Origin of the sequence: Limisphaera sp. VF-2 (assembly GCF_049537125.1) — a bacterium.
In the GTDB taxonomy this organism is placed as follows: Bacteria; Verrucomicrobiota; Verrucomicrobiia; order Limisphaerales; family Limisphaeraceae; genus Limisphaera.
Genome location: NZ_JBMVQY010000002.1, coordinates 417,685 through 429,893, shown reverse-complemented (window position 1 = coordinate 429,893; position 12,209 = coordinate 417,685). Strand labels below are relative to the sequence as shown.

Here is a 12,209-nt window from a genome sequence, read left to right as displayed (position 1 = left end):
CGCCAACCTGTGCTCGATGGCGAACGAAAGTGGCGAACGTTCACCCCTGGACATTTTGTGGGAGGAGTACGGGGAGGTATTTCGGGACTTCGACGACCTGACGCTGGCCCGCTGGCTGGCTCAAACGCTGGGTCAGTTGCAGGGGCGTGCCTGGCGGATGTCCCATCCGCTGGTGGCGGCGTATCGGTTGGCGGCCCAGGAGGCCCATCGACGCGGCGTGTGGTTGAAACGGCTGGCCACCCCTCCGGCCGCCTATCCGGAATCCCCCTGCTGCCGCGCTCCCATGCTTCCCCTTTTGACGCGTGACGTGCGGGACACCGGCCTGCTCTGCCAGCATTGCAATGAAACTCTGGTCCCTTTCGAGGAGCTCCCGGAGGATGTGCGGCCCGATCTCGAATTGTGGGCGGCCCAATACGCACCCGTCCATGGCGTGGCCCACTGGGACGATCGGCAGCGGAAAGCCGTGGGCAATTATGACCGCGCGCTGGATCAGGCCGCCGAAGAGGCCGAACGCCTGCTTGTGCGCGCGGGCAGCGATCTGGCGCCCCGGCTGCTCGACTTTTACCCGGCGGTCATCTGGGAGGATCAGGACGAATGCCTCGACGTCCGCCCGGAAGATGTGTTGCTCGAACCGCCCCGGGAATGATCCGCAGGGTTGCGCGGCGATCCGGGCGCCTTCTCAGCCGCCGCTCAGAACCTTCTGAGCGGACCCACCGCGCGGTGACCGCTCCGCCCGCTGCCGCAGCTCCAACGGTCCAAACAGGCCGTACGCGACCGTGTGATACTCGCGGCCCGGGGGTGGGCCCTCCTTTGGAGCGGTCCGAAACATCCCCGGCCAGGCGGTCCCCAAGGCCGGTCGCCCGTGATGCGGCCCCAGCGTGTTCTTCAACGTGCCGTAGACAACCACTTCGACCCAGTTGGATCCCGACCGCAGAACGCGGGTCACGTCGCAGGTCCATGGCGGAGACCACACATAACCCGCGAGCCGGCCGTTGACGCGCACCTCTGCGACGCTGCCATTCCACTCCGGCAAGCAGAGCTCGAATCGGCCGCGTCGGGACTCCACACGGTAAACCTGCCCATACGCGACACGGCCGCCATAGAACGGATGACCCTGGTCGTTCCAACCCAGCGCGTCTGGTTCCAGCCCGCTGCCATCCACCAGATGCCGGGCCAGACGCCGATGCGGCAGCAACTCGCTGGAGACACCGGCCACCCGCACCTCCATCGGGCGGCCGGTTCGGTCCAGGAACTGGACCTCTGCCAGCCCCACAAAGGCGTGGTCGGGGGCATCCGCGCCGGCCGGGTACTCCACCCCCTGATGATTCCTGAGAATCTCGAACCGCACAGATCGGACCGGGGGCAGGCGGACCTCGAGTTCCTGCGCCGCATCGCCGCGCTCCAGCTCCCACCGGCCCGCGTCCACATCCCAAACGCCGTCGCGGCGCGTGGAGGCGCGGATTCGGAAATCGCGTACGCCGCGGCCCGTCAAATCCCGTACGTGCGCCTCTGCATAGTTCCAAATGCGAATTCGATCCACCGCCCGCGGCTCTCCCCCCAGGTCGAATTCCACCCAGGGAGCGGGATCCGATCGGCCGGAGAGGTAGCCGATGCCGGCACTCAGCCACATGGTCCCATCGGGTTGCACACTGACCCGGCCGGGGCTTCGCAGCCGTCCCGGCTGCAAGGGTCGGTCCGGCACGATGCAAAACCCGCGCGCGCCGGCCTCCAGGGCAAAACCGCCCACGACGTACACGGACTCCAGTTCATGCCAGAGCGAGAACGGTCGTGCCCGCAATCTCACGAGGTTCCGGCCGGACCGGGCCGCATGCTTCAAAGGCAGCCAACCGAACGCTCGATCCAGCCACCATCGCCCCGGGTCCGGTTCCAGTCGCTGTCCGTTGCAATCGACCTCGTAGAGATCCGGGCGCTCGACCACCAGCGCCAGGTCCGGTGGCACCGGCCCGGCAATCTCGAACTCGTACGTCGCTTCGAACCCGCTGTCCGCGGCGAATGTGCGACGCAACGTTTCGTCGCGAAACTGCACCGCGCTGTCCCAGGGATTCCCCGCAAACCCGTGCTGTCGGAACACGAACTGCGCCGCTTCCCATACGTACACATTCGATCGCGTTTCTCCGCCCGCGGTCACCGTGACAAAGTCGAGTTTCAGCACGTTGGGATCGAGTCGACGCACGACCATCGGTCCCTCGGGAGGCAGTGCGACCCCGCTCTCTTGGGCGGTGACGTGCGAGGCCACCGCCCGATCCGAGAGGCTCAACAGGAGGCTCCCGCAGGGGGGCAGCTCGAAATCCGTCACCCACCAGCCCTGCACTCTTCGACGGGGAAACGCGTGCCGTTGACCGGACTGCGGATCCCATACCTCAACGGCCCCATACCGCGAGAGGACCTGGCCGCGCGAGTCGTGTTCCGCGCTGGTGTTGACCAGGAACAGCAGCTCTCCGTCCTCCAGCAGCCGCCGGTGATGAAACAATTTGCCGCGATCGCCGGCTTCCCGCGCCACCACGGTGGTCGCCTGACGCAGTTGATGCGTTACAAGGTTCTCGACCAATTCAGCCGCCCCGATCTGCCGCCAGCCGGCCGCACCCCGCGCAATTCGTTGCGGGCCCTGCCCGGGCACCGCATCACAGCACTCCAGATTCGTGGAGGCACACCACACCCGCCCGCCCGCCAGGGCATACCGCGTCAGCAGCTCCCAGGTGGTGCGGGTAAGGGTCTCCGTGCCCGGCGGAATTACCACGAGATCATACAACGCCGCGCCGACCCGCAAACGCGGTCCCTGCACAGCGGCCACTCGAGCCAACACGTCTTCCGATCCAAAATCATATTCCACCTGCGACGCCTCCAGCCGCAGCAACAGGTCAAAGAACCCGTCTCCCAACGCTTGTAGCCGTGCCGCATCCCCTTGATACATCCAGGCGGTGGTGGTGGGTTCCAGGACCAAAATGCTGGCCGGGCTTTCGCCTTGCGTCAGGGCGGCGCACAACCGGGCAAAGTAATGGGTCAACGAGTGGTAGGCCGGCCACCAGGGTGCATGATACGAGAAACTGGGCGGGTGATCCGCCTTTCGGGCGCCGCGAATGGTGACATACGAGAGATGCTCGTTCAGCGTGTTGACCCCGAGGGCCAACAGCCAATCGCCAATGCGCTTCATGTCCACCAAGCGAAGGTCCCATCCGGAGGCTCCGTAAACCTCCACCAGCGAGCGGGCGCGCCCCATTTGGCGGGCCACACTGGCGACCTCGCGCACTGACCGCACATTGCCGAACTGGGCGTGCGTGTGTTCGGCATACTGATTCATCAGGATGTCAATGCCGGGCCGGTGCTGCCAGGCCGCCATGGCCATGTTGTCGGGGGTGAGCAGAGCCCGGGGCCATTCGTGCTCCCAGTAATGGCCGGTCAGTTCCAGTCCCCGCGCCTCGCATGCTTCGAAATAGGGCCGGGCCCAGCGTTCCACAAACAACTCGTGCACCGTGCGCACATAATCATGCCGCACCCGACGCCAGTCCCCCACCGGCAGGTGCAACGAGACCAGATGCGGCCGCAAATCGTATCCGCGTCTTTCAGCAAAGACGCCGGGCAGATCCGCCGTCCACGGCCAGCCGCCCGCCGGCTGCACGTGCGGTTCGTCCGTGAAGACGCCCGGAACGCGGCGGCCGTAATGCCGGCCCGCCACCCGGTCGTACCCGCCGAAGGTGAGGCGCAGAAATGCCTCCGTGACCCCCGGTGTCAGTAGGTTCACGTAACTGCGCCCGCCGTGCCAGGGCGAGTTTCCGGCCCGTTCCACACGGGCCACCAGCCACCGCTCACCCTTTGGCGCTTCCCCCTGCCGCACGCGTTCCGTCACGTCTTCCGCCCGCGTTCCATCCAGGCGGTACACGGCCACTACATCGTCGCTGACCACAGGCCGTTCCGAAGTTTCCCGAAACACCAGGCCCAGGCCCCGCGACTCGGGCATCGCCTCGGGCACCCAGCCTCCGGCGAATCCGCTCGGATACGAGTTCTCGTCGTAAATCCAGAGGTTCATGTCGAGCCGCTCGGCCTCCGCCAATGCCGTTGCCCAGAGGCGAAACCAATCCCCTTCCAAATAGGGGGTCATCAGGCCGGGTCGCGGATGAACGAAGGCCTGGCGGATCCCCTGCCCGGCCAGGTCGCGCAACGTCTGCCGCACCTGTTCCTCGGTGAGCCAGTCGTTCCAAACCCAGAGCGGTCCCGTGGAGTATTCCCGGGGGGCGCCGCAAAGAGCCGATGCACTGCCGCCACGCTCGGCAACGGGGAGGCACCTGCCGCACCCGCCACGCTCAACCACAAGCTCAAGCCGCCGACCCCCGGCAGCAAGAAGTCCCTGAACACGCAAGGCCTCATCGCAAGTCCTGGTTTCAAAACCGGTTCGCCCCCGAGCTTGGTCCCGCCTCCAGCCACCGGGCAACGCCAAAACGAGGGCCCGAAAACTCCGTGAGCTCGCCAGGCTCAATGCCCGACCGCGCCACCAGCGAGCCCGGAGTCGTCCCGCGATTCCTTTCTCAAGACCCGGCATTCCCGCCGCGGCCCTCTGCGCCGTCGCACACGAACAGCCGCCCGTCATGCACCGAGGGACATCGGAACCAGATGTGACATCCACCGGCCCGGGCCGCCGGCGATCTCGAGGCTTGCGACATCCCCGTGCGTCCGACCGGAAAGCATCCGCAGCCGCAAGTGAACGTGGGCCAACATGCCATTCCGCGTGCGCAGGCGGTAGCTGCAGCGGTTGCAGGTTTTCCGCTCCACCCTCCCCCTGCAGACGGGAGGTCTCCGATGCGAGGGTTTGGAAGCCGAACGACAACTTGACTCGCGACAGGGCCGAGGGAGCGCGCCATCGCCTTTCGGGCCGGTGAGGATTTGCGGCAATCCGGGAGCGGCTGCCCGTTCGCTTTAACGGCCACGCGGCTGCGATTCGAAGCTCCTTGCCTCCGGCCCGGGAACGGAGTCCTCCCGCCACAAATCCGGTGTACGAACCAGCCGCTCCAAGATGGCCGTGTCCGCCGCGGGAAACCGATGCCGACGCAGCGTTTGGCGCCCGACCCATTTGATCGCGCTGCATCCGAGCGGCCGGGGCTGACCCGACAAAAGTCGGCAGAGGAAGAATCGGATCTCCACGGTCCGTTCCGGGTACGCGTGTTCCACCGTGGCCCAACACGGACCCACCGCAACCCGAATCCCCAGTTCCTCCCGCAATTCGCGTTGCAGACAGGCTTCGAAGGTTTCGCCCGGCTCTCGTTTGCCCCCGGGGAACTCCCACAGCCCGCCCAGATGCGACCCCATCGGCCGACGCGTGATCAACAGGCGGCCGCCCTGAAACAGGAGGGCCGCGGAGACTTCCACGCGGGGCCCTGGGGAAACTGCGGGAACCTTGTCCATGAGGAGCATCAGCGCGCCGGCCGCGCCCGCTCAACGACCCACGCTCTTGTACACCCAGCCCAGCCGCTCCATCTCGCGCGGGTCGAACAGATTCCGGCCGTCGAACATGATCGGATGGGTCATCACCCGGCGGGCTCGTTCCAGGTCCAGCTTCTTGAATTCCTCCCATTCCGTGGCGATGACCAGCGCGTCGCACCCCACGGCCACTTCGTTCATGTCGGCCACGTAGGTGGCCTCCGGCAACACGGCCCGTGCCTTCTCCATGGCCCGGGGATCGTGCACCCGCAAATGCGCACCCTCCTTGAGCAGGCGCCGACACAGCTCGATGGCCGGCGACATGCGCACGTCGTCGGTGTTCTGTTTGAAGGCCAGACCCAGCACGCCCAGGGTCTTGTCCTTGAGCACCCAGAGCGTGTCGGTGATCTTCTTCATGAACCGGTCCATCTGCTCGGCGTTGATGCGCTGGACCTCTTTCAACAGGCGGAAATCGTAGCCCACCTGTTCGGCGATCTTGATGAAGGCGCTCAGGTCCTTGGGGAAACAACTGCCGCCGAATCCCAGCCCCGCCTGCAGAAACTCGCGGCCGATCCGGTGGTCCATGCCCATGCCCAGGGCCACTTCCTGCACATTGGCGCCGGTGGCCTCGCAAATGATCGAGATGGCGTTGATGTAGGAGATCTTGAGTGCCAGGAAAGAATTCGACGCGTGCTTGATCAATTCGGCCGAGTTGAGGTCGGTGACGATGATGGGGGCCTGAAACGGCTCGTAAATCTCGCGCATGACGGCCACCGGCCGCTGGGAACGCACCCCGATGACAATCCGGTCCGGGTGCATCAGATCCTCCACGGCAAATCCCTCGCGCAGGAATTCCGGGTTGCTCACCACGTCGAAATCCACGGGCGCGCGGCAGTAACGGCGAATCGTTTCGGCCACCTTTTCGCCCGTACGCACCGGCACCGTGCTCTTGTCCACCACGATCTTGTAGCTGGTCATCGAGGCGGCGATCTCGCGGGCCACTTTCTCGATGATGCTCAAGTCCACCGATCCGTCCGGCAGCGGAGGGGTCGGCACGGCGATGAAGATCACCAGCGACCGTTCGACCCCCTCGGCAATGCTGGTGGTGAACCGGAGACGGCCGGCGGCCACGTTCCGCTGCACCAGTTCCTCCAGTCCCGGCTCGTAAATCGGCATGCCGCCGGCCTTCAGCAGCGCCACCTTCGCTTCATCGTTGTCCACGCAGGTGACATCGTGCCCCACCTCGGCAAAGCAGGCTCCCGTCGTCAGCCCCACGTAACCGGTGCCGATGATGCTGAGTTTCATGGGAACCTCCCGCCCTTGCGTTGCCCGGGCCGGTCCGCTCCAGCGCTAGGGTTGGGTCGGCGGCGTCAACCCGTTCGTGGAGCTCTCCCCACCGGGCTGCGACGGGACCAGCTCCGGATGCGCTTCCAGCAAGGCCTGCAGATACAGCCGGGCTTCGCCTCCCAGCCCGGCCATCGGCAGCGCTCGTGCGACTTCCTCGTAATAACGCCGGGCCCGCTCCCATTCTCCCCGCTGCTCGCAGAGCTGCCCCAGCCGCAGCCGTGCCAGAAACACCACGGGGTCGGTCTCCAGGCGCCGCTCGGCCAGCGACTGGTATCGATCCATGGCCTCGTTCGTCCGGCCCTGCGCGTGCAGACAGGAGGCCAGCCCGAACACGGCCTGGTTCAGCAACGGACTTTGCCGGTACTCGCGCAGGAACTCCTCGAACCGTGCCTGGGCCCGCACCAGGTCGCCCTCGGTAAACAACGCCGTGGCCGCCAACAACAGCGCGTGTCCGCCCGCCCGGGTTCCCGCATACCGCTGTGCCACTTCCAACAGGGGGCCCGACGCCAGACTCTGCGTCTCCCCCAACAACATGGGCGCGACGGCCTCGGACAGGGCCCGCGCGGCCGCGACCTCGCGCTGACTGCGGGCGTACAGGGCATAAGAAATCCCCAGAGCCAACACCAGGACCGCGACGGTTGCGTAGCCGATCTGCTTCTTGCGAAGCTCCAGCCACCCCAACGCTTCGATCCACCATGCCGGTTCGGAAACCGTTGCTGCCATAATAAGCGCGCAATCTCCTGACAGGTCCCGTCAAAGGCAAGTCCGAAATCCCGGCCGTTTTCGAACCCGGCACGATTCAGGTTCTGGAAAGCCCAAATGCTTGGCGCCATGTCGGGCATCCTCGGCACGGCGCAACCCAGGGAAAACAGCACTATCCTGGGATTCTTGAATTCGGGGCTCAGACACTGAAAGGCGCCCGCCCAACCGGGCCAGACAGCTTCCAGGCACACAGCCAGTGGAGAAGGTGCGTTAGCTGCCCCGGGGGCACGCCCCCGGCCTCAAGACATCCGACCGCCCCCGCCCTGCCACAAGTCCCAGGGCTTGGCGGCCCTGGTGCGGAAAGGCAGGGCCACCTTGGCCCCTTTCCGGGCCGAGGCGTAGGCCGCGAAGATCGCTTCCAGTACCGCGCGACCGTCCTCCCCGGTCACGGCGGGCGGATGGTCCAATCGGACGCAGTCCACAAAGTGCGCCATTTCCTGGGGAAATCCGTAGTTCCAGGCCTCCTCGTAGATGGGGAAACTCCAACCCACGGTGGACCCGGCTTTTTCCACGGCGTAGTCGTAGCCCACCCGGCTGTACGCGAGGATGGCATTGCCATGGAGCAGATCCGCGTAAGCCACGCCCAGGTCCCCGTACACCTCGGCGCGGTCGTCCATGCCGCCGGGTTTGGTCCAGCTTTCCTCGGCCAGCCCGATCACGCCGTTTTCGAACTCGACCAGAATCACCGCGTTGTCATCGCCGCGTGTGCGGTGGCGATGCACCCGGGTGGCCATCTGCGCGTACACCGATACGATGCGGGGCCGGCCCAGCATCCAGCGGAAGAACTCGATGGCGTGACACCCCATGTCCATCGCGACCCCGCCGCCGGACCGGTTCACGTCCCAAAAATGAGCCGCGTGGGGGCCGTCGTGTTTCTCCGATTGCTTGAGCAAGGTGGGTCGGCCCAGGGCACCGCTGTCCAGGAGCTGTTTCAGACGGACGTACTTCGGCGCGAAGCAAAGCTCTTCGGCATACATCAGTTTGACCCGCCCCTTCCGACAGGCGTCGATCATCTGATCGGCCTCCCGCAGGTTCAGGCACAGGGGCTTCTCGACGACCACATGTTTGCCGGCCGCTGCTGCGTCGATCGCCATGGGCGCATGGAGGTCGTTGGGCGTACCGATCACCACGAGGTCCAGTTCCGGCATTCGCAAGAGCTCGCGGTAATCCGTAAACACGTGCGGGATGCCGAACCTGCGGGCAAAGGCTCGCACCCGGTTGCGCCGCGGCGAAGCCACGGCCGTCAGGACGGCATGCGGACAACGCTGCAGCGACTCGGCGTGGATGGTGGAAACGAACCCCGACCCGATGAGCCCGACGTGCACACATTCTTTCATAAGCCTGTCTGCTGTGCGAGGGCAGCCGCGGTGCAGCCCGCTCCTATTCGGGCAACCTTCCCAGGCCCAGTGCGGCGGCACCCACCAGGCCGGCGTCGGAGCCCAGAGCGGCGCGGCACACCTCGATGGAGTGGCCACGAATCTGGGTGGCCCGGGCCCAGCGCTCCCGCATCGCCGCGGCAAACCGGTCGAACAGACGGCGCATCAGACCGCCCCCGAGGACGAACCGTGCGGGCAAAACCGCATGTGCCAATGTCCAGGCGGCATCTGCCGCAGCCCGGGTGGCGCGCGCCACAATCGCCTGCGCAACTGGATGGCCCTGCTCGGCCGCTGTCAACACCGCGGAGGCCTCCGTCCAACCGTGCGGGGTCCCCGCAGTTGCCAGGGCCGTACCCGAGGCCAGCGATTCCAGGCAGCCCTCCATCCCGCAGTAGCACCGCGGGCCGCTCTCGCTCACCAGCACGTGGCCCAGCTCCGGATGTTGGCCGCGGCTGCCGCGATAAATCCGCCCACCGAGAAGAATCCCTCCGCCCACGCCCGTGCCAAATGTCAGCATCACCACCGGGTCGTGTCCCCGGGCTGCCCCCACCCACCATTCGCCCACCACGGCAGCATCCGCGTCGTTCTCCAGTCGCACCTTCACCCCGAACCTTTCCTGCAGTGCCGTAACCACGTCGCAGTCTTCCCATCCGGGCAGTGTATAAGGGTTGTGGATCCGGCCCGTGCGGGGATCCACCGGGCCCGCGCAGCCCACGCCGATACCGCGCAGCTGCGTCGTTTCCAATCGCACCTGTTCCAGCAATTGTTCGACCGCACGGATCCACTGGCGCACCGCCCGTTCGAAACCCAGTTCGGGTCGGGTGGGCATTTCCAAGCGGGCCAACACCCTTCCCTGCTCGTCCACGAGGCCCACCGCCGTCTTGGTTCCGCCGATGTCGATCCCCACGGCGAAGCCCCCTGACCCGCCCGGCCGGTCCATGCCCTCCTCCCTCGAGACTCAGTCCAGCTCAGCCGCAGCTGCGCGATCGCAGCAAATCGTCACCCGGGGATGCAGCCATAAAAACGAGGCAGGGAAGGCCGTTGTGATCACGGGTTCGCGCCACAGCCGAGCCAGTACGGACGCCTTGCCTTCTCCGCAGACCAACAGCAGGATCCGCCGGGACGCCAGCAAATCGGCCATTCCCAGCGTAAAGCCGCTCATCACGCGAGCTCCGGTCTCGGCCAGCATCGGATGTTGTTGCGTTTCGGGAGTGAGCCGGGCAAGGTGCGGCCCCGGCTGCAACGCCGCCGCCGGTTCATTCATCGCCAGGTGCCCGTTTTTTCCGAGACCCAGGATGCACAGATCCATCGGCCCGTGCCGGGCAAGCCACGCTGCCATTCGCTGACATTCCGCCGCCGGATCGGTCGCCTGACCGTTCCAGCCGAAATACTGCTCCGGCCTGACCTGCAGGGGGCCCAGCAACCGCTCCCACAGATACCGCTCGCTGGAACCAGGATGGTCCGGACTCAGTCCGGCCCACTCGTCAAGCTTCAGCCAGCGCACCTTTTGCAGCAGCTCCGGTTGGCGTCGGCCCTCCTCCACCAGCAAGGCATAGGTCCGGGCCGGTGAGGCTCCCGTGGCCAGGCAGATCAACGCATCCGGTTTTTGCGTGATGACATCCAGGATCCGCCGCAGGGCCTGCCGACTCATCGTCTCCACATCCGGGGAAACCACTAGTTCCGGTTGAAAGACGCGAGCTGCCCCGGCCCGCTCTGCCACGTTCACGGGACCCCCGGTTGCCTCTTCCCTCGGGCACGTTGTGGATGGCGCTGGTCCGTTCATCAGAGTGAATCTGGGCCGCTGGTGCGAACTTGTCCATCGGGAGAGCCCGCCGTCGGGCAATCCGCCGCACCGCCGCATGCTAGCAACCCCGCCAGCAACGGGGGCACCCCGAGCTCGTGTCGGCCAACCTCGCCGGCCTCGACCGCGCCCGACGCCGGCCCGCGGCTGCCCCGGGGGCACCCTCTCAAGAAAGGGACGCCCCCCCACCGAGATCGGATCGGGACAGTTCCGGGGCCGGGCCGGGCGCCCGCAGCGGCAGCGGATGCCATACAAACCAGAGGCAGATGAAGAACATCAGGGTGCACGACACGCCGAGGACCTGCAGGATCTGAGTGGGGCTGGCATGAAACGTCAACAAGCCCAGCACGTACACCACGGCCAGCGCCACCAGCCACGGGACCACCCGATAATCATTGCGCGCCAACAGATGATTGACCAGGACGTTGGCCAACGCCAGCGGCAGCATCGCCCCGGCGTACCATGGCAGGATCGCCATGGTCGGCTCCACATACGCCCGCGTGTACACGAATCGCACCAACCAGGGCCCCACCAGGCAAAGACCCACCCCGGCCACCACCACAAGGATGGCCGTTGCGGTCAGGGTGATGCCCAACAGGTTGCCGTCCTCGGCCCGCACGGTGCTCCGCACGACCTTGGGAAACATGACAGCGGCCAAGGGTCCCACCAGCCAGATCAGGCCCCGGGACAACGTACCCGCGCTGGCGTAATAAGCGGTTTGCTCCGGAAACCACCATTTCACGAAGACCGTGTCGGCGCTGAAGAGGAACAGCGTCACCCCAAACCCCAAAAACAGCGGCAGGGTCTGTCGCAAAAGCGCCCTGGCTGCGAGCGGCTCGGCCGGACCGGTCCAAATCCGACGGCTTTCCCACAACCCCAGCAGGACGGACGCCGCCACCCCCAACAATGCCCCGAGCAGGATGGACGTGGCCTCGGGCCGCCACCACCACACCAGCGCCGTGGCCGTGCCCACGCGCACCAGCGCATTCGCCAGCATGGAAAGGCCCAACCAGAAAAAGTCCTGCGCGCCTTGTAGCATCCCCCACACGATCGGCATCCACAGACAGCCCAACATGAGCAGCAGGGTGATCCAGATGGCCGACGGATGGGCGATCGTCAGTTTCCGGCTCAAAAACGGTTCCAGAACCACCACCACGGTGGCGCCCACGCTCCAGGCCAGCGTCAGCCAACCCCACAAGCCGCGAATCTTGCCGGCCAGAATGCGGTGCCGGTCCAGGGCCAGATCCGCCGCGGTCTGCTGGGCAATCACCATTTGCATCGGGATCGCCGGAATCAACATCGTCAAGGTCAACAGGGTCACCGCGGTGGCGTACTCGGATTCGGGAATGAGTTTGGCGAGGAAATGGACCCCGAGCATCACGATGCCCGTGACCAGGTTGACCACCATGAGCCAGCTGCTCTGGCGGAAAAACGTGCCCCGGTCCGCCGCCACCGAGCTGAGTTTGTGGCCTGCCAAGTCGGTTGTGCTCATG

At 66.1% G+C, this 12,209-nt stretch carries 9 protein-coding genes; 1 reads left to right on the top strand and 8 read right to left on the bottom strand.

The window, feature by feature from the left end; genetic code table 11:
• The first annotated feature begins 16 nt into the window (after positions 1 to 16).
• Entirely contained in the window at positions 17 to 646 is a 630-nt protein-coding gene (locus ACPDIT_RS09080; RefSeq protein ID WP_423442884.1) for a hypothetical protein, read from the top strand.
• Between the two features lie 33 nt (positions 647 to 679).
• Here the strand turns inward: ACPDIT_RS09080 and ACPDIT_RS09075 are convergent, their stop codons facing one another.
• The 8 genes from ACPDIT_RS09075 to ACPDIT_RS09040 all read right to left on the bottom strand — a co-directional run bounded on the left by ACPDIT_RS09075 (position 680) and on the right by ACPDIT_RS09040 (position 12,208).
• On the bottom strand, positions 680 to 4,327 hold the full coding sequence (locus ACPDIT_RS09075) for a glycosyl hydrolase (protein WP_423442883.1): 3,648 nt from the start codon (positions 4,325 to 4,327) through the stop codon (positions 680 to 682).
• Positions 4,328 to 4,929: 602 nt separating this feature from the next.
• Positions 4,930 to 5,415, bottom strand: coding sequence for an 8-oxo-dGTP diphosphatase MutT (mutT, locus tag ACPDIT_RS09070; RefSeq protein WP_423442882.1), 486 nt, complete (start codon positions 5,413 to 5,415; stop codon positions 4,930 to 4,932).
• 30 nt (positions 5,416 to 5,445) lie between these two features.
• A complete protein-coding gene (locus ACPDIT_RS09065) occupies positions 5,446 to 6,735 on the bottom strand; it encodes a UDP-glucose dehydrogenase family protein (RefSeq protein WP_423442881.1) in 1,290 nt (429 codons plus the stop codon).
• A gap of 45 nt (positions 6,736 to 6,780) precedes the next feature.
• Entirely contained in the window at positions 6,781 to 7,500 is a 720-nt protein-coding gene (locus tag ACPDIT_RS09060; protein WP_423442880.1) for a tetratricopeptide repeat protein, read from the bottom strand.
• Between the two features lie 278 nt (positions 7,501 to 7,778).
• Complete coding sequence (locus tag ACPDIT_RS09055; protein ID WP_423442879.1) at positions 7,779 to 8,876, bottom strand: Gfo/Idh/MocA family protein; 1,098 nt, start codon at positions 8,874 to 8,876, stop codon at positions 7,779 to 7,781.
• Positions 8,877 to 8,919: 43 nt separating this feature from the next.
• The gene (locus ACPDIT_RS09050; protein ID WP_423442878.1) at positions 8,920 to 9,855 is read right to left on the bottom strand and encodes an ROK family protein; all 936 of its coding nucleotides are present in this window, start codon (positions 9,853 to 9,855) and stop codon (positions 8,920 to 8,922) included.
• Positions 9,856 to 9,873: 18 nt separating this feature from the next.
• The gene (locus ACPDIT_RS09045) at positions 9,874 to 10,641 is read right to left on the bottom strand and encodes a 6-phosphogluconolactonase (protein WP_423442877.1); all 768 of its coding nucleotides are present in this window, start codon (positions 10,639 to 10,641) and stop codon (positions 9,874 to 9,876) included.
• Positions 10,642 to 10,882: 241 nt separating this feature from the next.
• Positions 10,883 to 12,208, bottom strand: a complete 1,326-nt coding sequence (locus tag ACPDIT_RS09040; protein ID WP_423442876.1) for a lipopolysaccharide biosynthesis protein — start codon at positions 12,206 to 12,208, stop codon at positions 10,883 to 10,885.
• Position 12,209: the final 1 nt, after the last annotated feature.